This is a genomic window from Shimia ponticola, from assembly GCF_007995215.1.
GTDB classification, from domain to species: Bacteria; Pseudomonadota; Alphaproteobacteria; order Rhodobacterales; family Rhodobacteraceae; genus Shimia_B; species Shimia_B ponticola.
Map to the genome: position 1 here is coordinate 236,099 of NZ_VCDK01000006.1, position 23,560 is coordinate 259,658.

Annotated in this window: 21 protein-coding genes; 15 read left to right on the forward strand and 6 right to left on the reverse strand. The window is 58.4% G+C overall.

The features are described from left to right. Positions 1–42 precede the first annotated feature (42 nt). Positions 43–1,023 carry a Bug family tripartite tricarboxylate transporter substrate binding protein gene (locus tag FE702_RS14705; protein ID WP_147127079.1) on the reverse strand — a complete coding sequence of 327 codons (981 nt, stop codon included), beginning with the start codon at positions 1,021–1,023 and terminating at the stop codon, positions 43–45. A gap of 119 nt (positions 1,024–1,142) precedes the next feature. On the opposite strand from FE702_RS14705, the gene FE702_RS14710 reads away from it, so the two are divergent. The 10 genes from FE702_RS14710 (at position 1,143) to FE702_RS14755 (ending at position 16,636) form a co-directional block, all read left to right on the forward strand. Beyond that, the gene (locus FE702_RS14710) at positions 1,143–1,808 is read left to right on the forward strand and encodes a response regulator transcription factor (RefSeq protein ID WP_147127080.1); all 666 of its coding nucleotides are present in this window, start codon (positions 1,143–1,145) and stop codon (positions 1,806–1,808) included. Then, positions 1,805–3,193 (forward strand): sensor histidine kinase, encoded by a 1,389-nt coding sequence (locus FE702_RS14715; RefSeq protein WP_147127081.1) that lies wholly within the window; start codon positions 1,805–1,807, stop codon positions 3,191–3,193. Before FE702_RS14710 ends, FE702_RS14715 begins: the two co-directional genes overlap by 4 nt. Before the next feature lie 5 nt (positions 3,194–3,198). Continuing rightward, entirely contained in the window at positions 3,199–4,188 is a 990-nt protein-coding gene (locus FE702_RS14720) for an ABC transporter substrate-binding protein (RefSeq protein WP_346722166.1), read from the forward strand. 329 nt (positions 4,189–4,517) lie between these two features. Further along, on the forward strand, positions 4,518–6,107 hold the full coding sequence (locus FE702_RS14725) for an alpha-amylase family glycosyl hydrolase (protein ID WP_147127083.1): 1,590 nt from the start codon (positions 4,518–4,520) through the stop codon (positions 6,105–6,107). Positions 6,108–6,131: 24 nt separating this feature from the next. Further along, a complete protein-coding gene (gene glgB, locus FE702_RS14730; protein ID WP_147127084.1) occupies positions 6,132–8,306 on the forward strand; it encodes a 1,4-alpha-glucan branching protein GlgB in 2,175 nt (724 codons plus the stop codon). Between the two features lie 15 nt (positions 8,307–8,321). Next, positions 8,322–9,581 (forward strand): glucose-1-phosphate adenylyltransferase, encoded by a 1,260-nt coding sequence (gene glgC, locus FE702_RS14735; protein ID WP_147127085.1) that lies wholly within the window; start codon positions 8,322–8,324, stop codon positions 9,579–9,581. Then, entirely contained in the window at positions 9,578–10,999 is a 1,422-nt protein-coding gene (glgA, locus tag FE702_RS14740) for a glycogen synthase GlgA (RefSeq protein WP_147127086.1), read from the forward strand. Before glgC ends, glgA begins: the two co-directional genes overlap by 4 nt. Continuing rightward, complete coding sequence (gene glgX / locus FE702_RS14745) at positions 10,996–13,143, forward strand: glycogen debranching protein GlgX (RefSeq protein WP_147127087.1); 2,148 nt, start codon at positions 10,996–10,998, stop codon at positions 13,141–13,143. Before glgA ends, glgX begins: the two co-directional genes overlap by 4 nt. After that, the gene (locus tag FE702_RS14750; RefSeq protein ID WP_147127088.1) at positions 13,124–14,755 is read left to right on the forward strand and encodes an alpha-D-glucose phosphate-specific phosphoglucomutase; all 1,632 of its coding nucleotides are present in this window, start codon (positions 13,124–13,126) and stop codon (positions 14,753–14,755) included. Before glgX ends, FE702_RS14750 begins: the two co-directional genes overlap by 20 nt. After that, positions 14,756–16,636: an amylosucrase gene (locus FE702_RS14755; RefSeq protein WP_147127089.1), complete on the forward strand. Its 1,881-nt coding sequence runs from the start codon at positions 14,756–14,758 to the stop codon at positions 16,634–16,636. A gap of 277 nt (positions 16,637–16,913) precedes the next feature. On the opposite strand, the gene FE702_RS14760 is transcribed toward FE702_RS14755, so the two are convergent. Continuing rightward, on the reverse strand, positions 16,914–17,765 hold the full coding sequence (locus tag FE702_RS14760) for a formate/nitrite transporter family protein (RefSeq protein ID WP_147127090.1): 852 nt from the start codon (positions 17,763–17,765) through the stop codon (positions 16,914–16,916). Between the two features lie 183 nt (positions 17,766–17,948). On the opposite strand from FE702_RS14760, the gene FE702_RS14765 reads away from it, so the two are divergent. The 5 genes from FE702_RS14765 (at position 17,949) to FE702_RS14785 (ending at position 20,823) form a co-directional block, all read left to right on the forward strand. Beyond that, the gene (locus tag FE702_RS14765) at positions 17,949–19,403 is read left to right on the forward strand and encodes a TrkH family potassium uptake protein (RefSeq protein WP_147127091.1); all 1,455 of its coding nucleotides are present in this window, start codon (positions 17,949–17,951) and stop codon (positions 19,401–19,403) included. A gap of 3 nt (positions 19,404–19,406) precedes the next feature. Then, positions 19,407–20,051, forward strand: a complete 645-nt coding sequence (locus tag FE702_RS14770; RefSeq protein ID WP_147127092.1) for a potassium channel family protein — start codon at positions 19,407–19,409, stop codon at positions 20,049–20,051. A gap of 68 nt (positions 20,052–20,119) precedes the next feature. After that, positions 20,120–20,392: a DUF7218 family protein gene (locus FE702_RS14775; protein WP_147127093.1), complete on the forward strand. Its 273-nt coding sequence runs from the start codon at positions 20,120–20,122 to the stop codon at positions 20,390–20,392. Beyond that, on the forward strand, positions 20,392–20,604 hold the full coding sequence (locus FE702_RS14780; protein ID WP_147127094.1) for a hypervirulence associated TUDOR domain-containing protein: 213 nt from the start codon (positions 20,392–20,394) through the stop codon (positions 20,602–20,604). Before FE702_RS14775 ends, FE702_RS14780 begins: the two co-directional genes overlap by 1 nt. 24 nt (positions 20,605–20,628) lie before the next feature. Continuing rightward, positions 20,629–20,823: a PLD nuclease N-terminal domain-containing protein gene (locus FE702_RS14785; protein ID WP_147127095.1), complete on the forward strand. Its 195-nt coding sequence runs from the start codon at positions 20,629–20,631 to the stop codon at positions 20,821–20,823. Between the two features lie 77 nt (positions 20,824–20,900). Here FE702_RS14785 and FE702_RS14790 read toward each other — a convergent pair whose 3' ends face one another. The 4 genes from FE702_RS14790 to FE702_RS14805 are packed head-to-tail and all read right to left on the reverse strand — an operon-like array spanning position 20,901 to position 23,526. Then, a complete protein-coding gene (locus tag FE702_RS14790) occupies positions 20,901–21,542 on the reverse strand; it encodes an NAD(P)-dependent oxidoreductase (protein ID WP_147127096.1) in 642 nt (213 codons plus the stop codon). A gap of 28 nt (positions 21,543–21,570) precedes the next feature. Next, positions 21,571–22,071, reverse strand: coding sequence for a hypothetical protein (locus tag FE702_RS14795; protein ID WP_147127097.1), 501 nt, complete (start codon positions 22,069–22,071; stop codon positions 21,571–21,573). After that, positions 22,064–23,113: a hypothetical protein gene (locus tag FE702_RS14800; RefSeq protein WP_147127098.1), complete on the reverse strand. Its 1,050-nt coding sequence runs from the start codon at positions 23,111–23,113 to the stop codon at positions 22,064–22,066. Before FE702_RS14800 ends, FE702_RS14795 begins: the two co-directional genes overlap by 8 nt. A gap of 23 nt (positions 23,114–23,136) precedes the next feature. Then, on the reverse strand, positions 23,137–23,526 hold the full coding sequence (locus FE702_RS14805; RefSeq protein WP_147127099.1) for a dihydroneopterin aldolase: 390 nt from the start codon (positions 23,524–23,526) through the stop codon (positions 23,137–23,139). Positions 23,527–23,560: the final 34 nt, after the last annotated feature.

The following is a 23,560-nucleotide window of genomic DNA, read 5'->3' on the forward strand; positions in this document are numbered from 1 at the left end:
ACGGTTCCGGCCCCTACAAAGGGCCGGAACCGATCGGGTTCCTTAGAGGAAGCCCAACGTGCGCATCAGATCACCGATGACCTTTTCCTGTTCTTCCAGGAAGGACACGAATTCATCGCCATTGTTGTGGATGTTGACCCAGCCGTTGCGAGCGCGAACTTCTTCCCACTCTTCGGTGTCATACATCTTGGTCAGCGCGTCCTGATAGGCGGCCAACTGCTCGTCCGAGACGCCTGGTGCCGCAAAGAAACCGCGCCAGTTCACGAAGGTCGTGTCGAGGCCTTGTTCCATCATCGTGGGCGCATCAGCAAAGGCATCAACGCGCTCTGGCGCGGTCACGCCAAGGATGCGAACTTCACCTTGCTGGGCAAGTGCGACCGCTTCGGAGAAGCCGGTGGACAGCGCCTGGATCTCACCGGACAGAAGGCCGGCCATCGCTTCGCCGCCTGCGTCATAGGGGATGTAGTTGAAGCCAGTTGGGTCTTCGCCCGCCGCCTGCATCACCATCGCCGCCACCAGGTGGTCCATGCCGCCCGGAACAGAACCGCCGCCAACAGCCACGCTGTTGTTGTCTGCGCGGTAGGCGCCGAGTAGATCGTCCATCGACATGATGTCGCTGTCGGTGTTCACGACGATCGCCGCATAGTCGCCGATCGTGCCTGCGACAGGAGTGAGGTCACGGAAGCTTTGTGGGAAAACGCCTGTCAAAGAACGGATCACGATTGGGGTGGAGTTCACCATCAACGTGTTTTCCATGCTCTCGGCGTTCTCGATCAGGTGGGCAATGGCCACACCGCCGCCGCCACCGGACATGTTTTCGTAGGATGCCGAAGCAACGAGGCCAGAGCCTGTCAGGACTTCGCCCGTACCGCGTGCAGTGCCATCCCAGCCGCCACCAGCGCCGCCGGGAATGAGAAAGTGGATTTCGTCCAGAACTTGGTGGCCACCGGCCAGCGCTGGTCCAGTGAATGCAAAGACCGCAGCAGCGGTCATGAGGGCGCGGCGGCCCATCTTAAAGGTCATTGGTATTCCTCCCATTTGACAAGAGCAGCCTCCACCGCTCAGGTCTGCGAAAGCTGGGGGGCAAACCTGACACAAAGCTGACATGCCCTGAAACGATCTTGGAATTTCGGGACGGAGCGATGCGCTTTTTGCTGATCGAGGACAATGCCAAACTCGCCGATGCCGTCGTTGACCGGCTTCGACTTGACGGGCATGTGGTCGATCACGCCGCCGATCTGGAGACCGCTTGGCACTTTACGTCCACAACGTCTTACGATCTGATTTTATTGGATATTATGCTGCCGGATGGCGACGGGCGAACCTTTCTTTCGCGCAGTCGAGAGCAAAAATCCAATGCGCCGATCATCGTGCTGACGGCGCGCTCCGAAGTGTCGGACCGCGTCGGAGTTTTGGACCTCGGTGCCGACGACTACATGGTCAAACCGATCGACTTTTCAGAACTCGAAGCACGGTGTCGTGCGGTCCTTAGGCGGCGCGGTGGCGAATCAAGCAACGTCTTGATGTTGGGAGCCGTGGCCTTTGACTCGCTGGCAGGGACACTTCGCATCGGCACCACAGAGACCCAACTGCGGCCCCGAGAATTGAGATTATTCGAGGTCTTTGCGAAGGCACCTGGGCAAATATTTTCAAAAACCGCTTTGGTAGATCGGTTGTTTTCCTACGACGAGGATGTCTCGGAGAATGCCATCGAGGTTTACGTCGGCCGTCTCCGGCGCCATCTGGCCGGGACGGATGTCGGCATCATCACGGTACGCGGTTTGGGCTATAAGTTGGAAGTGACATGAGCCGGGCCAGCCTGTCTGTGACGACCCAAGGCTCGATCCGTCGCCGCCTGCTCTTCGCGTTGCTGGCGGGGGCGGCTGTCCTGACTGTTGCAGTCTATTTCATGGTCTTGTCGGTGGCGCGGCAGGTGGCGCAGGAAAGCCAGGACAACGTGCTGTCCGCCTCGGTCATCTCAATCCTCGATTCTGCCCGCTTCGCAGGTGGTGAAGTCATCGTGGACCTTCCATATTCGGCGTTATCGATGCTGGGTAACGTTTCTGACGAGCGCGTCTTTTACACGATCCGGATGGGGGATGAATTTTTGTCGGGCTATCCCGACCTGCCAGAAGCCGCGTCCTCTCTCGTGGGCGCAATTGGGTTCCATTCACAGCCCTTCTTGGGGGAGGACGTACGCATTGCTACGTTGGGCCGTCCAATTTCGACTGATACCGGCCAGGAACTTCTTCGTGTCTCTGTGGCGCAGACCCTGTCGGGTCAGCAACAAATCATCGCCCGAATATCGCGAACTTCCGTCGCCATTGGCGCAGGCCTGTTTGTTCTGCTTGTGTTGCTGGCCAGTCTGATCGCCCGCAGTACGATCCAACCCTTGGACAGATTGGCCGCATCCGTATCACGTCGCGGGCCAGAGGACCTTCGACCTGTCGCAGCTCCCGTCCCCTCGGAAATGGAGCCGCTGGTCGTCTCGCTCAACAGTCTGATGGGACGGCTCCAGATGTCATTGGTCCGATCTGAGGATTTCATCGCTGAGGCCGCGCATCGATTGCGCACCCCTCTGGCCATTGTTCGCACAAAGGCCGAGATCATTGCCAGGACCGCGCAGGACAAGGCCACGACAACGGGCGTTCAGGAAATGATCCACGCAATCGATGAAAGCTCACGCACCGCAGGGCAACTTCTCGACCATGCAATGGTTACTTTCCGGCTCGATAATCTCTCAAAAGAGCCCATCGACCTGAACGCCCTCGCAACTGCTACCACGGACCGCGTGCGTCCGTTGACCGATCTTAAAGACATTGAGATTTCGGTGTCTCTCGGTACCCCAGTTCTGATCGAAGGCGATGTCATCCTGCTTCAGAATGCGCTCTCTAACCTGCTCGATAACGCGATCAAATATGCGCCATCAGAGGCCCGCATCGACATCGAAGTGATAAAGGCGGGTGATCAGGCCGTCCTTACGGTGACGGATACAGGCCCCGGTTTTCCGCGCGAAGAACTTGAAACTCTTGCCGATCGATTTGCCCGAGGGTCCAATGCCACGCAAGTTGTTGGGTCAGGCCTCGGTCTTACGATTGTCAAGGAAGTCATGGAAGCCCATGGGGGCGCCATGACGATTTCCAATTCAGAAAGAGGTGGCGCATGCGTTCGACTGTCCTTTCCGTCTTCCTGATCCCCATGATGATGGTTGCCTCTTTTGCCGCCGCCTTCGAGATCGAGGACCGAGCAACTTTTGGGCCGCAAGACGGTCAAGCGCTTCGCATCATTTCAACCGCCGACATCGGTTTCTTCGAGCCGATGATCCAGTCTTATCTGGCCGAGCATCCGGACGAGAGAATTGATTATATCGTCGCCAGTTCGACCAACGTCATGCAGGCAGTTCAAGACGAAGCAAATATCTTCGACATTGCAATCTCAAGCGCCATGGATCTGCAAACAAAGCTCGCTAATGACGGCTATGCCTTACGCCATGTTTCGGAGGCGACCCAAACACTGCCCGATTGGGCGAAGTGGAACGACATGCTGTTTGCATTCACAGAAGAGCCGGCGGCAATTGTCGTATCCAAACAGGCATTTAATGAACGGATAATTCCACGCACGCGCCATGATCTGATTGAAGCCCTGCGCCGTGAACCTGAGCGGTTTCAGGGACGGGTGGGCACCTACGACGTGCGCCAATCCGGTCTTGGATACCTATTTGCCACACAAGATACGCGTGCCTCCGAAACCTTCTGGCGGCTGGCGGAAGTATTGGGTGCGCTTGATGTGAAGCTTTATTGTTGTTCGTCCGACATGATTGATGACGTGAAGTCGGGTGACCTGTTGATCGCCTATAATGTCTTGGGAAGTTATGTTGCGAACCGTGACGATCGCGACGAGTTCGAGATCATAATGCCAGAGGATTTCACGACCATCATGCTGAGAACGGTGCTGATCCCGACAGGTGCCAAGTCACCGGACAAGTCGCGAGAATTCATCGATCACGTTCTGGCAACCTCACATGATACGGGTGCGGCCTCATTGATAGATCCAGCGCTCGGTCTCTCACAGAGCTCGGCAGCGGTGAATCGAATAGTGATCGGCCCGGGTCTTTTGGTGTTTCTTGATCAACTCAAGAGACGCGCATTTCTCACCGAATGGGAAAGCGCTATTTTGCAAGAGCAATGAATGTGATTGCCTGTGACGCACCCCTCCAAGTTGGGGCAGTTATCTGGCCTCCGCAGATTGCTGGTCCGTTCCGCATTCGGTCTCGGGAGCCGATGTCTTAGACAAATCCGGTTTGTCCGTTTCTCGCTGACCGGGTGACGACCCGGTCGATAAGGCCAGCGAATTACCCCAAGACTTCGCCCAGGTCCGGGCGGATCGAGCTTCGCAGCCGTCCATGTGACCGACCGGGTCGAAGAGCCCCAAAACTACCTCGCATTCTGCTTGCTCTGACTGCCGTTCTGTAGTTAGCGATGCTATGTTAGCGCTGACATAGAACATAAGAGTGTACAATGACCGAGACCAATGACTGGTGGCGAGGCTCCGTCACCTACCAAATTTACCCACGGTCCTTCATGGACGCGAGCGGTGATGGCGTTGGCGATCTGCGCGGAATTATCGACCGCCTCGACCACGTCGGGTCACTGGGCGTGGACGCGATCTGGCTAAGCCCTGTGTTCCCGTCACCCATGGCCGACATGGGATATGACGTGTCCGATTATAAAGGGATCGATCCGGTCTTCGGCACAATGAAAGACTTCGATGAGATGATCGAAAAGGCCCACTCGCTTGGCCTGAAGGTGATCATTGACCAAGTGCTGTCGCACGCTTCCGATCAGCATCCGTACTTCGAAGAAAGCCGCTCCAGCCGTGACAATCCGAAAGCGGACTGGTTCGTCTGGGCCGATCCGAAACCCGATGGGACGCCGCCGAACAACTGGCTGGCGATCTTTGGCGGCTCAAGCTGGGAATGGGACTCTCGGCGAAAACAGTACTACATGCACAACTTCCTGAGCGAACAACCGGATTGGAATTTCCACAATCCAGAGGTTCAGGATTACATGTTGGACAACATGCGCTTCTGGCTCGACCGGGGCGTGGATGGGTTCCGCCTGGACACGGTGAACTTCTATTTCCATGACCAGATACTGCGCGATAATGCGGCAAACCCGCTGCCTTGGGCGCAAGAAGCCGTGCGACCCTTTGAGATGCAGTACACGCTCTTCTCCAAGAATCGCCCCGAGAACATCGGCTTTCTGGAGCGGATGCGCGCTTTGCTGGACGAATACGACGGTCGCACCATGGTCGGCGAGGTCGGCGACAGCCACCATGCGATTGATTTGATGGGCGAATACACCTCGGGCAAACGTCTGCATATGGCCTATAGCTTTGAGATGCTCGGCCCGGATTATTCGCCCCGCCATTTCCGCGAGCGGATTGAAGCCTTTTTCAAAGGCGCGCCCGAGGGCTGGCCCTGCTGGGCCTTTTCCAACCATGACGTGCGGCGCCATGTGACCCGTTGGCAGGATCATGCCAAGGACTCGGAGGCTTTGGCGAAACAGGCGGCAGCGCTGCTGCTCGCGTTTGAGGGATCGATCTGCATCTACCAGGGCGAAGAACTTGGGCAGCTCGACACCAAAATGGAGTTCCACGAACTCACTGACCCGGAAGCGATCAACTTCTGGCCAGAGGCCCATGGCCGCGATGGCTGCCGCACGCCGATGACATGGGACAAGGATGCGCCGAATGGCGGCTTTTCAGTCGCAAACAAGACTTGGCTGCCGGTAAAGCAGCCGCAGCTTGATCGCGCGGTCTCGACTCAAGGGGAAGACAGCGTGTTGGCGTTCTACAAAGAGATGCTCGCCCTGCGCAGCGCAACGCCGGACCTGAAGGTCGGGAAGATATCGTTTCTTGACCTTCCGGATCCGATTCTGGGCTTTGAGCGCGGGGATAAGACGGTCTGTCTTTATAACCTTTCGCCAGAAACGCAGACCTTGGACCTTGGGCTGACGCTGAACCCGTTGATCAGCCGCGGTACCCGCGCCAAGGGGACCAGCCTTGTCTTTGAGGCCAATGGTTTCATCATTACCCAAAGAGCGTAGCACACGTTCCGAAGGAGTGCTTAGATGACTGACTTGCCACCCCATCTTACCCGTTCGGACATCGACGCCCTAGTGGGCGCTCGGCACCCAGCGCCATTTGATGTGCTGGGTGTCCACACACGCGGGCGCGCCACGTGGTGCGTCGCGCTGCTGCCAGATGTCAAAGAGCTGACCGCCATAGTCGGCCGCAAGAAGGTCAAGATGGATCGGCTCGACGGCCCGATCTTCGCAGCCAAGGTGCCCAAGTCAAAGTTCGCGCATCGTTTCCAAGCGGTGTTTGAGGATGGCACCAAGCTGGAGTTTGAAGACCCCTATCGCTTTGGCCCTGTCCTTGGCGAAGTGGATCAATACCTGATCGGCGAAGGCACGCACCGGGAGCTTTGGAAAGCACTTGGTGCCCATGTCATGGAACATGAGGGCATAGAAGGCACCCATTTTGCAGTCTGGGCTCCGAATGCCGCGCGCGTGTCCGTCGTGGGAGATTTCAACATCTGGGACGGGCGCCGCCACCCCATGCGCCGTGTCGGCAACACCGGCGTCTGGGAGCTGTTTCTGCCCGCCGTCGGGGAAGGCGCGCTCTATAAATACGAAATCGCGCCGAAACATGGCGCGCCGTTCCTGAAGGCTGATCCCATGGGCTTTGGGTCGCAGCACCCGCCAGAAACATCCTCTGTCGTGCGCGACATCTCGGGCTATGCCTGGGACGATGCTGACTGGATGGAAAGCCGCGCCGAGGCACAGCAGCGTGACAAGCCGATTTCGATCTACGAGGTGCATCTGGGCTCTTGGCGCCGCGCGGCAGAGGATCGCAAGCTTAGTTACAAGGAACTGGCGCAGGAGTTGGTGAACTACGCCAAATGGATGGGTTTCACCCACCTCGAATTTCTTCCGGTGAGCGAGTTTCCCTTTGATGGCTCGTGGGGCTATCAGCCCGTGGGCATGTATGCGCCAACGATCCGCTTTGGCCCGCCGCACGAATTCCGCGATCTGGTAGAGGCTGCGCATAAGAGCGGGCTTGGCGTTTTGCTTGACTGGGTGCCAGGGCATTTCCCGACGGACGCGCACGGGCTTGCCCAGTTTGACGGCTCGCATCTTTATGAACATGCCGACCCGCGCGAAGGTTTCCATCAGGATTGGAACACGCTGATCTACAACTATGGCCGGACCGAGGTGCGCAACTACCTCACGGCCAATGCGCAATACTGGCTTGAGGAATATCACGTCGACGGGCTGCGCGTGGATGCCGTAGCCTCGATGCTCTATCGCGACTATTCGCGCGAAGCGGGCGAGTGGATTCCCAACAAGGACGGTGGGCGCGAGAATTACGAAGCGATTGATTTCCTCAAGGAAATGAACACGATCTGCTACGGTAATGTGGAAGGCATCATCACGGTGGCCGAAGAATCCACTGCCTTCCCGGGTGTGTCGACCCCGGTGGATGCGGGTGGGTTGGGCTTTGGCTACAAGTGGAACATGGGCTGGATGAACGATACGCTGCGCTACATCGAAAAAGACCCGATCCATCGCAAGTACGATCACCACCTGATCACCTTCCCAATCGACTATTCTTTCTCTGAAAACTTCATCTTGCCGATCAGCCATGACGAGGTTGTCCACGGCAAGGGGAGTATGATCGACAAAATGCCCGGTAACGAGTGGGAGAAATTCGCCAACCTGCGCGCCTATTATGGGTATATGTGGGGTCATCCGGGCAAAAAGCTGCTGTTTATGGGCTGCGAATTTGGCCAGTGGGAGGAATGGAACCACGATGTGTCGCTGGATTGGGATGCGCTGCATGGCGAGCGGCAGAGGGGTCTTCAGGCGCTGGTGCGCGACCTGAACAACCTTTACCGTGCGACCCCAGCATTGCATCGGCGCGATTGCGATCCGTCCGGCTTTCGTTGGGTCGCCAACGATCCAGAGCAATCACTGACCGCATTCGCCCGCTTTGGTGAGGACGGCGATGCGCCTGTGGTCACGGTTTGCAACTTTACGCCCATTGAACGGCGCTGGCGCATCGGCATGCCTGCAGCGGGTACCTGGACGGAAGTGCTCAACACCGACGCAGACGTATACGGCGGCGGCGGGCGCGGAAACGAAGGCACCATCAAGACCATCCCGGAGGCGTGGGATGGCCTGCCGCAATCGGCAGACATCATTTTGCCGCCCTTGGCGACGGTGATGTTCAAATTCGGTTAACGGGAGGATACCGAAATGACAGACACCACAAGACTATCTCAACGCTCCATGGCATTCGTGTTGGCAGGGGGGCGCGGCTCGCGCTTGAAGGAATTGACAGATCGGCGGGTGAAACCGGCGGTCTATTTTGGCGGCAAAACCCGGATCATCGACTTTGCGCTTTCAAACGCCGTGAACTCCGGCATCCGCCGCATGGCGGTTGCCACGCAGTACAAGGCGCACTCTCTGATCCGGCACTGCCAACGAGGTTGGAACTTTTTCCGTGCCGAACGGAACGAATTTATCGACATGCTGCCCGCCTCGCAGCGCGTTTCCGAGGATATGTGGTATCGCGGTACAGCCGATGCGGTGACGCAGAACATCGACATCGTAGATAGCTATGGCGTTGAATACATTGTCATTCTCGCAGGTGATCACGTCTACAAGATGGACTACGAGATGATGCTACGCCAGCACGTCGAAGCGAAGGCCGATGTCACGATTGGCTGCCTCACGGTGCCTCGACAGGAAGCTTCCGCCTTTGGCGTCATGGCGGTGGACAAGGATAGCCGCATTACATCGTTCCTGGAAAAACCCGCGGATCCCCCCGCAACGCCAGAAGATCCTGACAAGGCGCTCGCTTCGATGGGCATTTACGTCTTTAGTTGGAAATACCTGCGCGATCTGCTTCTGGCCGATGCCGAAGACCCAAACTCCAGCCACGATTTCGGCAACGACCTGATCCCGGATATCGTCAAGAATGGCAAAGCCGTCGCGCATCGGTTCGACGATAGCTGCGTCCGGTTCGAAGGGTCGCCTAGCTACTGGCGCGATGTTGGCACGCTTGATGCGTTCTGGGAGGCGAATATCGACCTGACGGGCTTCACCCCCGATCTGGACCTTTGGGACACCAATTGGCCGATCTGGACCTATTCGGAATCCGTCCCACCTGCGAAGTTTATCCACGATGAAAAAGACCGGCGCGGCATGGCGATTTCGTCGATGGTCTCGGGCGGCTGCATCATTTCGGGGACTGAGGTGCGCAATTCGCTGCTGTTCACGCAGGTACACACCAACTCCTACGCGGTGCTGGATCATTCGGTGGTTTTGCCGAACGTGGTCATCAACCGATCCGCGCGCTTGCGCAAATGCGTAATAGATCGGGCGGTTACAATTCCCGAAGGCTTGATCGTGGGAGAAGACCCGAACGAGGATGCAAAGTTCTTTCGGGTGACTGAAAAAGGCACCACCCTGATCACCCAGCCTATGGTCGATGCATGGGAAGCTGCCCAATGATCAAGGCGCTCTCCGTCACGTCTGAATGCGCGCCTTTGGTGAAAACCGGCGGTCTGGCAGATGTGGCCGGGGCGCTTCCCGCTGCGTTGGCGGAACAAGGCGTACAGATGCGCACGCTGATACCGGGGTATCCTGCCGTCATGTCGGCGGCCAAAGGCAAGCTGGTCGCTGAAATCGACACGCTTTTCGGCGGGCCTGCCAGACTGCTGGCTGCAAAGGTCAAGGGGCTTGACCTGCTCGTGCTGGACGCGCCGCATCTTTTTGATCGCGAGGGCAGTATCTACCTTGGCCCCGATGGCAAGGATTGGCCGGACAATTCCGAACGCTTCGCCGCGCTCTGCCGGGTTGCCGCCGATATCGCCGCCGGCATACTGGGGGAATGGCACCCTGACATTGTTCATTGCCATGACTGGCAGGCAGGCCTCGTGCCCTATTACCTGCGCCAAGACGGCACCAAAGTGCCCAGCGTGCTTACCATCCACAACATCGCCTTTCAGGGGATCGCGCCGCTCAACAAGGCAACGGCTCTGGGCATTCGGGAAAAGGACCTTGTGGCCGAGGGCGTGGAGTATTGGGGCAATATCTCTGCCCTGAAGGCTGGGATTGTCTTTGCTGAACGTCTGACGACCGTCTCTCCGACCTATGCGTCGGAGCTGATGACACCAGACTTCGGCATGGGGCTTGATGGGGTTCTGCGGGGTCGCCGCGCTGACCTTCGCGGGATTCTGAACGGGATCGATCTGAGCGTCTGGTCCCCGGAGGAAGACAAGCAGATCACGCCATACAAGACCGCGCGCGGCAAAGCCGCCAACAAAAAGGCCCTGCGCGCAGAGTTTGGCTTGCCAGAGGCGGACGGTCCACTCTGCGTGGTTGTCTCGCGCCTGACCGAGCAAAAGGGCCTCGATCTGTTACTTGATGCATTGCCGACTCTCTTGGCAAGGGGCGGACAACTTGCGCTGCTTGGCTCCGGCGAGCCATGGCTGGAAGACGCATTCAAAGGTATTGACGATGCCAACGTTGCGGTGCGCATCGGCTATGACGAGGCGCTGTCGCACAGGATGATGGCTGGCGGCGATGCAATCCTCGTGCCTTCGCGGTTCGAGCCTTGTGGGCTCACCCAGCTTTACGGGCTTCGCTATGGTACGCTGCCGGTGGTGGCGCTGACCGGCGGTCTTGCCGATACAGTGATCCCGGCGACCTCGGCGACGATGGCCAAAGGCGTGGCAACGGGTTTGCAGTTCTACCCGGTCACCACCGCGGCATTGAGCACAGCCTTGACGCAATTGTGCGATATCTTCGCGCAAACGAAAATCTGGACCAAGATGCAGCGCAATGCCATGGCGCAACCCGTCAGCTGGGCGCCATCTGCCGCGGCCTATGCCGCGCTCTATCGGGACGTGATCGAAAGGCCGGCATGACACCCCATCAACTTAGCGCAGGGCGCCCCACACCACTCGGCGCCAGTTTCGACGGAGAGGGTGTGAACTTTGCCGTCTTTTCGCAACACGCTACGCGCGTGACGCTCTGCCTGTGCGATGACAATGGCCAAGAGGTTTATCGGATCGACCTCAACGAGCGCGAAGGTCACGTCTGGCACGGCTATGTTTCAGGACTGCGTCCGGGCCAGCAATATGGCTACCGCGTTGACGGCCCTTACGCGCCGCGTGAGGGGCACCGGTTTAATGCCAACAAGTTCCTGATCGACCCTTATTCCAAAGGCATCAAAGGCAAGATCGAGTGGAACGACGCTCTTTATGGCTATGAAATCGGCCATAAGGACGCGGATCTCAGTTTTGACAGCCGAGACAGTGCGCCGTTCATGCCGCGGTCTGTTGTGGTAGATCCCGCCTTCACTTGGGGCCGGAATGAGAAGCTGCGGCTTAACACGCCTTGGACAGATACGGTGATCTACGAAGCGCATGTCAAAGGTCTGACGGCGGGGCGCAAGGACATAGCAAATCGCGGCACGTTCCTCGGGCTGGCCTCTGACCAGATACTTACGCATTTGAAGACGCTGGGCGTTACCGCGATTGAACTTTTGCCCGTACATGCGGCGGTCGATGACCGCTTTCTCGTGGACGCCTCGCTGAGCAATTATTGGGGCTATATGAGCCAAGGCTTTTTCGCCCCAGATCCAAAATTCCTGACCAAAGGTGATGTCTCGGAATTTCAGCAGATGGTCGCCCGGTACCATGCCGCCGGGATCGAGGTGATCCTCGATGTGGTCTACAACCACACCGCCGAGGGCGGCGAGCTCGGCCCGACAATCTGCCATCGTGGATTTGACAACGCGAGCTATTACCGGCTGGCCGAGGATCGGCGGTATTTCATCAACGACACCGGCTGCGGCAATACGCTGAACATGGATCACCCCTTTGTTTTGCGCATGGTGATGGACTCGCTGCGATACTGGACCGAGGTGATGCACGTGGATGGGTTCCGCTTTGACCTCGCCTCTACCCTCGCGCGGACCTCGGGCGGTTTTGACCGGGATGGACCGTTCTGCCGCGCCGTGCGGCAGGATCCGGTGCTGAACAGAGTGAAGCTGATTGCGGAGCCTTGGGACGTTGGCCCGGGCGGCTATCAGCTGGGGGCCTTTCCCTCACCCTTTACCGAGTGGAACGACAAGTTTCGGGATACTGTCCGCGGCTACTGGCGCGGCGACCGTGGCGTGACCCGAAAATTGGCACAGCGCGTGGCCGGCACGGCGCGCAATTTCGACCACGACGGACGTCCGGCCACGTCGTCGGTCAACTTTGTAACCGCCCATGACGGATTCACCTTGATGGATACGGTGAGCTACAGCGCCAAGAACAATCTGGCCAATGGCGAAGACAACCGCGACGGGCATGATCACAACTATTCGGACAATTGCGGCATCGAGGGGCCGAGCGAGGACCCCCAGATTGTCGCCCTCAGAGCGCTTCGACGGCGCAATATGTTGGCAACGCTCCTGCTGAGCCAGGGCACGCCGATGATCCTTGCCGGGGACGAACTGGGCAATAGTCAGCATGGCAACAACAACAGTTATTGCCAGGACAACGAGATCGGCTGGGTCGATTGGGACTCATCGGACCCGGATTTCCTCGCCTTCGTTCGGCAAATCATCGCTTTTCGCAAGCGGATGCCTATCCTGCGGCAGAAGCGGTTTCTGCATGGCGGAACGCGCCCTGAAGACGGTCAGCGAGATATCACATGGCACAAGGCAGATGGAAGCATCATGGAAGAGGAGGATTGGGCGCGGCCCGAGCTTCGCTTCCTTGGGGTAGAACTGCGGATGGCCAGTGGCACTCCCTCCTATGAGGCAGACGGTGGCGCAGTGTACATTGCGTTCAACGCCGGTGGCAGAACACGGGTCACTCTGCCTGAGGTGCCCGGCAACCAACGCTGGAACAAGGTGATCGACACCTCGGCCGAGCCGGAGGTCCGCAGCCGCCCCGGCCATGTGGCTGTGGCCCGGCACAGCGTTGTTGCGCTGGAACTTGTCGCTTTGCGGACGCCAAAGCGGGGCATCGGGGCCGGAAAGAAAAAAGGCGAACCGTATGACCGTGAAGACTATTGAGACCTCTCCCATCGCGGGCCAAAAGCCCGGCACTAGCGGTCTGCGCAAGAAGACCCGAGTCTTCATGGAGCCACATTTTCTCGAAAACTACACTCAGTCGATCTTTGACGGAATTGGCGGTGTGGTCGGCAAGACGCTGGTGATTGGCGGCGATGGCCGGTTTTTCAACGACACGGCGATCGGGATCATCCTGCGCATGGCGGCCGCTGGCGGCGCGGCACGCTGCATCGTTGGTCAGGGCGGGTTATTGTCCACCCCAGCCGCGTCGCATCTCATTCGCAAACGTGGGGCGGATGGCGGACTGATCCTGTCGGCCAGCCACAATCCCGGCGGCATCGACGAGGATTTTGGCCTCAAATACAACGGTCCCAATGGCGGTCCGGCAACTGAGAGCGTGACCGAGAAAATCTACGCCTGCACGCGCAACGTTACCTCCTATCAGATTCTTGAGGCCGAAAATGTAGACCTTGACCGCATTGGCACACAAAGCCTTGGCGAAATGACCATTGAGATCATTGATCCAGTCACGGACTACGCCGAGCTGATGGGCACACTGTTTGACTTCAACGCCATTTCTGCGCTGTTTCAGGGCGGCTTTCGCGTTGCCTTTGACGCAATGCACGCCATCACCGGGCCCTATGCGAGAGAGATCCTAGAGCGGCGGCTTGGCGCCCCGGCGGGCACAGTCATGAACGGCACTCCACTTCCTGATTTCGGTGGCAGGCATCCCGACCCAAACCCGGTTTGGGCGAAGGCGCTCATGGATATCATGCACAGCGATGACGCGCCTGATTTCGGCGCGGCCTCGGATGGGGATGGTGATCGGAACATGATCGTCGGACGCAATTGCTATGTGAGCCCGTCCGACAGCCTCGCAATCTTCGCTGACCTCGCGCATCTCGCGGCCGGATATGCGGGCGGTCTTGCTGGTGTGGCACGGTCCATGCCGACCTCTGCCGCCGCCGACCGTGTGGCCATGGCAAAGGGATTTGCCCATTTCGAAACGCCCACGGGTTGGAAGTTCTTCGGCAATTTGCTTGATGATGGACAGGTCACGCTTTGCGGTGAGGAAAGCGCCGGGACCGGGTCCAGCCATGTCCGCGAAAAAGACGGGCTCTGGGCGGTTTTGCTGTGGCTTAATATCCTTGCGGTCACCGGCAAATCCGTCACCGAGCTGATGCGCGATCACTGGACCCGCTATGGTCGGAACTACTACTCCCGCCACGACTACGAGGCAGTGGACAGCGCCGTTGCAGATGACCTGATGCAGGCTCTGCGCGCCCGCCTCGGCGATTTGCCGGGGACCTCAGTCGCAGGTTTGACTGTGTCCGGGGCAGATGAATTTTCCTACCTTGACCCGGTCGATGGCTCCACCTCAAGCGGGCAGGGCATCCGGCTTTATTTCGACGGTGGCGGCCGTGCGGTCTTTCGGCTTTCTGGCACCGGGACTGTGGGCGCGACCTTGCGTGTCTATCTTGAGCAACTCGAAACCGACGCAGGTGCGCTGGACCACCACCCGCAAGAGGCGCTGGCCAGCATCATAGCGGCCGCCGATACGATTGCCGAAATCTCAACGCGCACCGGGCGCACAGCACCGGATGTCATTACCTAAATGCCTGTCGATGTTTCTGCCAAAACACTCTTTGATCTGCGCGCGGCGCGCAGCGCTGACGACCTCTGGCCCATGCTCGATAGCCTTTATGGCGCACGTGAGGATTATGACGCGTTCCGCGAGGCGCTGCTCAAGGCGCTCCGCGATGGCTGGTCGCGCCGGTCGCGCGATCTGAAGCTTCTGGATCTGAAGCGTGATCTGGAGCCAGACTGGTTTCAGCGGTCGGATATGGTGGGATATGCCTGCTATACGGACCGCTTTGCCGGGCGCGTGTCCGACGTGGCTGGGCGGCTGGATTACCTCGAGTCCCTCGGGGTCAACTATCTTCATCTCATGCCGTGCCTCAAACCGCGCCCAAGACCCAACGATGGCGGCTATTCGGTACAGGATTACCGGAGCCTCAACCCCGAACTCGGCACGATGCAAGACCTCGAGCGGCTGGCCAAGGAAATGCGCGGGCGGGGCATGTCGCTGTGCATTGATCTGGTCCTCAACCATACCGCGCGCGAGCATGAATGGGCGAAGAAGGCCATTGCTGGCGACCCGTTCTACCGAGATTTCTATTATATCTTCGACGATGAGGTCGAACCCCGCGCCTACGAGCGCACGCTGGTCGAAATATTCCCAAACGATGCGCCGGGGAATTTCACCTACCTGCCAGAGGTGGACAAGTGGGTCTGGACAACCTTCAACGATCACCAATGGGACTTGAACTGGTCCAACCCTTGGGTGTTCCTCGAGATCGTCAAGGTCATGCTGTTCCTCGCCAACAAAGGCGTCGATGTGCTGCGGCTAGATGCGGTTGCGTTCATGTGGAAACGCAAAGGTACGCGCTGCCAGTCGGAACCCGAAGTGCACAAGTTGCTGCGCGCGCTGCGTGCCTGCACCCGCATTGCTGCGGCTGCGGTCATCCATCTTGAGGAGGCTATTGTCGGTCCCGCGGAAATGCTGACCTACCTTGGCCGGGGCGAACATGAGGGCCGCGAGGGTAATCTGGCCTATCACAACAACCTCATGGTGCACTACTGGTCCGCGCTTGCGACCCGCGACACGCGGTTGATGACGAAAGTCCTGGCCGAGAATTTCCCCGAAACGTTGCCAAATGCGACCTATGCCACCTACCTGCGTTGTCACGACGACATTGGATGGGCCATCACCGATGAGGACGCAGGCGCAATGGGCTTATCAGGCCTAGCGCATCGCGACTTTCTCTCGAAATTCTATGCGGGTCATTTCCCCGATAGCTTTGCGAAAGGCGCGTATTTCCAGATCAACGAGGACACCGGCGATAGCCGGATTTCCGGGACACTCGCCTCGCTCGCAGGGCTTGAGAAAGCCATGGATGAAGGCGACGCCCGTGGGAAGGAGCTCGCCGTCCATCGAATACTACTCGGCAACGCTCTGATCGCATCCTTTGGGGGCATTCCGCTGATCTTCATGGGGGACGAAGTCGCGCTCTTGAATGATCACGACTATCGCAACGACCCTTTGCGCACCGATGACAGTCGCTGGTTGCACCGGCCGGTGATGGATTGGGAGCATGTGGCCAATGCCCAGGACGGGGCCTCGCCCGAGGGGCAAATCTTCAGCGGCACTCAGCACATCTTGGCGCGACGGAAGGCGATCCCAGAACTGCATGGCGCAGTGGCGACCCGTATCCTGTTTCCTGACCGTCCAGAGATTTTTGCCTTTGCGCGCTTTGCGCCGACTGGTCCCATCCTGTGCCTGTTCAATTTCTCAGAGCAGATCGTGCCGGTGGATGAGAATTGGCTAAAGGCTCATGGAGCCACTGAATTCAAGGACTTGCTCTCTCAAGCCGACCTTACACTGTCTGACGGGGTGCTGAACATGCTGCCATATGGCCGCGTTTGGGTTCGATAGGCTGCGGCGACGCTGAGCAGTTGCAAGCCAAACCATCAGAACGAAGAAAACTGAGTTGGAGCTGTCATGAACTGCAATCTCCGGTGTGCTTTGAATTCCGTGCGATCTGCGTCCCTGAAGTGGCCTCGTTTGAAGCGGACCACCGCTTCACCTGCTTTTTGGCTGTGAAGGCTTGCGGGTGAACTGGAGTAATTTACTCCGGCGAATGACAGCGAACGATGGTGAGGACCGGTTCGGGCTCTGAGGCGCAGGGCGCGTGGACCAATTAAACCGACCTCTAGTCCAGCTGTGCTTCAACTTCGGGTTTGATCTGTGCCCATGTCAGCAGGGTGAAGATCGCGGTGCCACCGATGACGTTTCCTGCCAGAACCGGCAGGAAGAATGACAAGGCGGCAGGGGCAAGGCCAAGTTCGCCGCGCACCATCAGATAGGCCATTTCAACCGAACCGGCGACGATATGTGTAAAGTCGCCCAAGGCGATCAGCCACGTGAACAGAAAGATCAGCAAGACCTCGTTGCCTTTGGCGGTTGGCAGCATCCAGACCAGCGCGGCAATGAGCACGCCTGCAGGAATGCCGCGCATCAGGCCTTCGAGGGGTGGCATGCCGGTGGCGTGTTGGCTCAATTCATTAAACGCCGCAGCAATATCGTCGCTGAGTACAGGCGCGTACGCGAGGAATGTGGCGACCGCAAAGGCACCGATCACATTTGCGGCCAAGACAACGCCCCACAGCGACAGCATCCGTCGTAGGCTAGACCATGTTCGGCTGACCAGAACGGGGGCCACAGTCGTAATCGTGTTTTCGGTAAAAAGCTGCATACGTCCAAGGATCACCAGCAGGAAACCAAAGGTGTAGCCCATATTTTCGATGATGTAGCGCCAGTCTGCATCAGGAAGGGCGGCGCGCAACAGCGCCTCGCCAATCACCGAAAAGGAAATCAACATCCCGGCGGCAATGCCCGAATACCAAAGGGCACGCATCGGGCGTTCCAACTCTTCTTCACCATTGCGGCGAACGGACTCGAAGATCAGCTTGGGCGACAGGCTGACGGCCTCGGCGACGGCGTCTGCTTCCTTCTGGTGTTCAGCAAGGCTGTCGCCGTTTGCGGTTACGCTGTTGCCGGACATGGGCTGCTCCTTTGTCAGAGCGGTGTTAACGCCGTCGGGGTGAATTGGTTCCCGCGCGGGCGGTCTGACGAGGAACCGGGAACCAAGTGGTCGCGCAGTGAGTTGACAAGCATGCGCAACGATTCACGAAGACCACATCCGCCACGCACTAACGCTCACAGCCACTGGATGGCAGACTGAGATATGGCTCGGCAGGGGGCTGAGACCCTTCTTCAACCTGCGCGTCTCTCAGTGCTCCTTTTGGTGTTGGCCAAGCATGGGCCATTGGCGGCGTTGCTTTTTGGGCCACCGATGGTCTGGGCGCTCGCCGAAGGCGTTCATGATCTAGCCCTCGCGTTGGCCATGCCGATCTTGGCCTGTTCGGTAATTTGGTTTCTGGCGCGTAGCCGACCTTTGCCAAAAGATTTGCGTGGCGTCGAAGCGATGGCGACGATCTCGATCCTGTTTCTTTTATCTGCCGTCCTGTCTGTCCCGGCCTTCATGGCGCTGGGCATGCCTGTTGCCTCAGCCTTGTTTGAAGGCATGAGCGCGGTGACAACGACGGGTTTGTCTATGGCCACTAACCCGGATGCGTGGCCTTTTGCGGCCCATGTGTTGCGGTCGTGGATGCAGTGGTGTGGTGGTTTGGCGATGGCGACGGCGGTGCTGGCGCTTGTGCTTGGGCCGGGGCCATTGGCAAGAGAACTTGGGAAAGCCGGGATCGACGACCGCGACCGCATCACATCGGCCCGCAAGCAGGCGCGGGAATTGCTTGGGGCCTACGCGGCGCTGACGGTGAAGTTTTCGGTACTGATTGCCATCTCTCTCGGTCGGGCGGGGGAGGGTCTGGTTCTGGCCTTGTCTGCGATTTCCACGGGTGGGTTTGCACCCCGGTCAGACAGTTTGGCGTCTTATGATTTGCTGACACAAAGCCTTGTTCTTTTGGCCTGTGTTGCCGGGGCGATATCGCTTTTGGCGTATGCGCAACTGCTGCGTCGATCGGGGCGAGCATTCTGGCGTTCTGAGTCCGTTTATCGCGTTGTGCTGATGTGCGTGTTCTGCGCTGTGGCTCTTGCGGTTCTGCTTTGGCTGACCGGGGCGCAATTGGATTACATTGCAACACTGCTGAACCTGCTGAGCGCCTTCAGTACGGCGGGCTACGCGACCGGGCCGATGCCGGCGTCACCCGCGGTTTTGATCTTGTTCGTGATGCTTATGCTGGTCGGCGGTGATCGAGGGTCCACAGCGGGTGGGCTCAAGCTTTGGCGGCTTTCTATTGGGGCACGGGCTGTGCGCCACGCTCTCACGCTGCCGAGATTGCCCGAGCGCGCGATTAGCCCGCTCCGACACCGGGGCAAGCCGGTGAAGGACATGTTTCTGATCACCTTGATCGGATTGTTCGCCATCTACGCGATGACCGCGTGCATTGTTTGGGCGATGCTCGTGTCGCTTGGGAACCCGGCCTTGCCTGCTTTGTTTGATACCGTGTCCGCTCTTTCGACGGTTGGGCTGTCGACGGGTGTTATCTCCACCGATCTTCCACCCTACGCGCAGGTCGTCGTGACCTTGGCCATGTGGTTGGGGCGTTTGGAGTTCATTGCCGTGCTTGTGCTGTTTTTGCCGAGCACTTGGTTCACACGATTAGACCGGAAAGGATAAGCCATGCGCATCGTGATTGTCGGAGGGTCCAAGTTCGGTGTGGCCACCGCAGAAGAGATGATTGGCAATGGCCATGAAATCGTCCTCATCGACCGCAGCCGTGAACGGCTTGAACGATTGAGCGACCAGTTGGATTGTGGCCTGATCGAAGGGGACGGGACATCGCCGTCGGTCTTGCGAGAAGCGCATAGCAGCGAGCGCGACGTCCTGATCGCGCTGACCAATGCCTCGGATGACAACATCCTCACGGCTCTTGTCGGGCGGTCGGTCGGTTTTCAGCGCGTGATCCCTCAGATCATTTCGCCTGAATTGCTTGAGGTCTGCGCCGAGCTTGAACTGACGGACACGATTACGCCCCACGCGACGGTGGCTAAATCCTTGTGCCGCGCGCTGGAAGAAGACACCGAGGTCACGGAACAGCTGAATCTGTCGCATGACCTGCGCCTGATGCGGGTCGATGTGTGTGATGGTCTGGACGGCGTCGCGCTGGGCGATGTCGACGTGCCAGAACGCGCGCGGGCGGTGGCCTTTATCTCGGGCGAAGATGAAGTTTTGGCCAGCGCAGACACCCGCCTGTCGGCCAATGCCCACGTGCTTTTTGCTGTCCACAAAGACGACACCAAGGCTCTGAAGAAGGCTTTCTCATAGACCCGGTTCGGAACAAGTTGTCGGTTTGATCGTTTGGCAGATGACGCCCACAACCGATGGAGCCCGCGATGAACGATAGCGCAAGACCCAGCATCAAGGATGATGAAACCTACGATGCGCTGCGCGACGACGGTTACTCGAAAGAGGCCGCGGCGCGGATCGCAAACGCGCAGGCCAGTGACAACATGAACCCATCCAAAAAGGGCGGCAAAGCCCCGCCTTACGAAGAGTGGACGAAAGACGATCTGTATGATCGCGCGCAAGAGCTTGAGATCGAGGGACGGTCGGACATGACCAAATCCGAACTCATCAGCGCGCTGAGAGACCATAGGAGCGCATGATGAGCATCAAAGTAGGCGACAAAGTTGAATGGAACTGGGGCAACGGAACCGGGACGGGGACCGTGCAAGAACGGTATTCCGATAAGGTGACGCTGACGATCAAAGGCAGCGAGGTGACGCGTGACGCGTCCGACGACAACCCAGCATTCCTGATTGAGCAGTCTGACGGTGATCGGATTCTCAAAAGCGCCAGTGAACTGAGCGCAGCGTAAGCAGAAACGAAAAGGAGTAAAAAAATGGGTATCGAAGTTGCAGGTCTTGGCAGCCTTCTGCTGTTGGCATTGAACATCTGGGCATTCGTATCGATCATCAACTCGAGCACGACCACCGGCAAAAAGGTGCTGTGGTGTCTGGCGGTTCTGATCCTGCCGGTGCTGGGCTTTATTGCTTGGCTCTTGTTTGGCCCAAGGTCGCCAACCATCGAGGCCTAGGCGGTCCACCCCCATTAAATCAAAAATGCCCGCTGCATCGTGCAGCGGGCATTTTTGTGTGATCTTTTCAGAGCTCCTCAGCGGGTCAACACAACGTCCTGACGGATGTTCAATGTCTGTTCAGCCGCGTCCACCAGATAGGCGGCCACATCCGCCCGTGAGATCAGGCCGTTGCGCCACTCCTTGGGATCGGTCAGCACCTTGTAGCTCCCCGAGGCTGGCCGATTGTTCAGGATCACGGGGCGCGCGATGGTCCAGTCAAGGTCGCTATCCACGATCAGGTCCTCTTGGCGCGTCTTATCCGCGTAGACACGGCCAAGGACTGCGCCGTGGCCAAGCCGTTCGATTGCACTCATCGCGTTGCGGCTGCGGCCGGACCCAAAACCGGTCACGACGATCAAGCGCTTGAGGCCTGCCTCTGGCATTGCCTGCAACAGATGCTTGGTCGCGGTCGAGAAGAGGTGCTCTTCCTCCCAGAGCATCGACACGCGTTCGCGGATGCCCAGTGCCACCACAACCGCGCCCACCCCGTCGAGCGCGCGAGCAATGTCGTCTTGCTTGGTTGCGTCACCGGCGCAGCGGTCGAGGTTGGCTTGCTCATCAAGGTTATCTGCTGATCGGGCAAAGGCGCGGACGCTATGACCGCGATCCAGTGCTGTCTCCATGCACAATTTGCCAATGCCGGAGGTGGCCCCGATTACGAGAAGAGGGTTTTGCATCATGGTCTCCTGACATCTTTGGTTTGGGTCACCCTGCCGGGGCTGTGCTTTGACCTTGCATGATGACGGCGCGCGCTTCGATCCGGCTGCCATCTTTCACAAAAAAGGAATGGTCATTGCTGCTGAGGGACACGGTAATCTCGTGCTGGCCCGGCGGCAGGTCTGGTATGTGGAAGTAGGGACCATAGACGCGGGCCATCTTGATCCCGTTGACATAAAGATGGGCGTGGCCGGCATTGGGAACATTGGCCTCGTTCACTTGCTCTGGTGCAAAGGTGAAGTTCAACGTCTGAAGCGTGATGTTCCAGCCATCCATGTCGTCCTTCTCGACCGTCATCAGGATTTCAGGTGCCCCATCTGCTGGGACCTCAAGCTCGCCGTGCATCAGGTCATGCTGAAGCATGGCAAGGTCCTGCGCCGGGGACTGTGTCGCCACGCGGCCAAATAGCGGTGCAATCAGAACCCCAATCAGGATCGAGGCGATGCTCAGATAGATCAGGTAGGGAAAGCGAAGGGAAAGGTTACGCATCGTCTGGCACCGTGACAGTTCGGACCGACGTGTTGACGTTTCGGTCAGGTAAGAAGTTGGTGATCTTGAGCCGTTGGCCCGCGCCCAGAAGCAGCAGGATCAGAGCAACACCGATCACCGGCATGTGGCCTATGAATTCGACCATCGCGGCTTCGTTATTGCCGTCGATCAGAAAGAGCACATTCGAGGCAAACAGCACCACCGAGAACGCGAGGACGTTGAGACGTGTGGTGGTGCCAAGGACAAGGATGATACCAAAGACGACCTCCATCACCCCCGCTGACAGGACAAAGAGCCGGTCAGTAAAGAAATCGAGCCCCAGCGTGGCCATGAAATTCCATGGGTAAAGCACCAGAAAATGCTCTGCCATCATCGCGCCAAAAAGCTTCTCCGAGAAGCCGAGCGTAATGAGCGAGATACCTGTGATGATCCGCAGCAGGTCCACCGAATAAGGCTTGAAGCGGTTGCGCAGTTCTTCCGTCGGCAGGTTATTGATCAAAAGGAAGACCGCGATTGCGACCATGATCAGGTATTCCGCGGCGGCGAGAATTCCGAATTTCACCGCGAGCCCCAGATGCAGGATGATCATCAAAATTGCGGCGTGGCGCACAAAGCGATTGGCAATCAGAAGAATGCCGATCACGGCCTGAAGGAACAAAAGCACCGTGCCAAAACCGTCAAACGCCACGAGATGCGGCGCAATGACTGCGCCTTCATAAGCCGTCAGCATCATCGACATGCCGGTAAAGACGCGCAGGATCTCGATGAAATCGTGGCGTGTTTTGGTATCAACGATCCGCACTTCAGGCAGGCGCATGTCCAGAAAAACCGAGGCGCTGATCAATCCGACCGCGGCGGCGATCCATGCGAGGACCTCAAAATCGGTGATCTGGTACGGTTCAAACGTGTCCACGGTTGCGACGCTGCCCACGAACCAGCGCACATGCGCGTCTGCGGATGCGGCCGCAAACAGCCCGAACACCGCCGCGATGAGCAAAGCGATGGTGATAGGGCGTCTGAGGAGTGGACGAAGGGTGGCCATGATGTGTGGTCTCCAGCGGCGGCTCAGGCAGCGCGCGGTCGCATGCACGACAGGCTTTGAGTGTCGATGTCGAGGCGAACACCAAGGCTTCCTGATGCGTTCAGGACGGGTGTCTTGCGCAGGCAGAGTGAGGCGGCTGTGATTTCCGAATAGGCGGCGCATGCTTCTGCTATGCGGCTGATCAGACGCTCTTGGGTCTCGTAGTGGCCATCGCGCGCGAGGCGGTCGATATCCCTGATGAGCGGGTCGTAATCAAACACCTGATCCATGCCGTCGCGGGCGATTAGTACCCGGTCGGTGCCAATGGTCAGCGTCAGGTCTAGAACGTGGGCCTCAGGAACCACATCGCCTGGCCCATAAGTGCCAAGGTCACAGTGCAGTATCAGATCGCGCAGTTCGATTGTTGCGTACATGGACGCTCCGGATTTTCTGTCGTGGATGTTGTCA

Bases quoted from the DNA above. Each gene is read 5' to 3' on its own strand.
- FE702_RS14705 (WP_147127079.1), bottom strand. From the start codon at position 1,023: ATGACCTTTAAGATGGGCCGCCGCGCCCTCATGACCGCTGCTGCGGTC.
- FE702_RS14710 (WP_147127080.1), top strand. From the start codon at position 1,143: ATGCGCTTTTTGCTGATCGAGGACAATGCCAAACTCGCCGATGCCGTC.
- FE702_RS14715 (WP_147127081.1), top strand. From the start codon at position 1,805: ATGAGCCGGGCCAGCCTGTCTGTGACGACCCAAGGCTCGATCCGTCGC.
- FE702_RS14720 (WP_346722166.1), top strand. From the start codon at position 3,199: ATGATGATGGTTGCCTCTTTTGCCGCCGCCTTCGAGATCGAGGACCGA.
- FE702_RS14725 (WP_147127083.1), top strand. From the start codon at position 4,518: ATGACCGAGACCAATGACTGGTGGCGAGGCTCCGTCACCTACCAAATT.
- glgB (WP_147127084.1), top strand. From the start codon at position 6,132: ATGACTGACTTGCCACCCCATCTTACCCGTTCGGACATCGACGCCCTA.
- glgC (WP_147127085.1), top strand. From the start codon at position 8,322: ATGACAGACACCACAAGACTATCTCAACGCTCCATGGCATTCGTGTTG.
- glgA (WP_147127086.1), top strand. From the start codon at position 9,578: ATGATCAAGGCGCTCTCCGTCACGTCTGAATGCGCGCCTTTGGTGAAA.
- glgX (WP_147127087.1), top strand. From the start codon at position 10,996: ATGACACCCCATCAACTTAGCGCAGGGCGCCCCACACCACTCGGCGCC.
- FE702_RS14750 (WP_147127088.1), top strand. From the start codon at position 13,124: ATGACCGTGAAGACTATTGAGACCTCTCCCATCGCGGGCCAAAAGCCC.
- FE702_RS14755 (WP_147127089.1), top strand. From the start codon at position 14,756: ATGCCTGTCGATGTTTCTGCCAAAACACTCTTTGATCTGCGCGCGGCG.
- FE702_RS14760 (WP_147127090.1), bottom strand. From the start codon at position 17,765: ATGTCCGGCAACAGCGTAACCGCAAACGGCGACAGCCTTGCTGAACAC.
- FE702_RS14765 (WP_147127091.1), top strand. From the start codon at position 17,949: ATGGCTCGGCAGGGGGCTGAGACCCTTCTTCAACCTGCGCGTCTCTCA.
- FE702_RS14770 (WP_147127092.1), top strand. From the start codon at position 19,407: ATGCGCATCGTGATTGTCGGAGGGTCCAAGTTCGGTGTGGCCACCGCA.
- FE702_RS14775 (WP_147127093.1), top strand. From the start codon at position 20,120: ATGAACGATAGCGCAAGACCCAGCATCAAGGATGATGAAACCTACGAT.
- FE702_RS14780 (WP_147127094.1), top strand. From the start codon at position 20,392: ATGAGCATCAAAGTAGGCGACAAAGTTGAATGGAACTGGGGCAACGGA.
- FE702_RS14785 (WP_147127095.1), top strand. From the start codon at position 20,629: ATGGGTATCGAAGTTGCAGGTCTTGGCAGCCTTCTGCTGTTGGCATTG.
- FE702_RS14790 (WP_147127096.1), bottom strand. From the start codon at position 21,542: ATGCAAAACCCTCTTCTCGTAATCGGGGCCACCTCCGGCATTGGCAAA.
- FE702_RS14795 (WP_147127097.1), bottom strand. From the start codon at position 22,071: ATGCGTAACCTTTCCCTTCGCTTTCCCTACCTGATCTATCTGAGCATC.
- FE702_RS14800 (WP_147127098.1), bottom strand. From the start codon at position 23,113: ATGGCCACCCTTCGTCCACTCCTCAGACGCCCTATCACCATCGCTTTG.
- FE702_RS14805 (WP_147127099.1), bottom strand. From the start codon at position 23,526: ATGTACGCAACAATCGAACTGCGCGATCTGATACTGCACTGTGACCTT.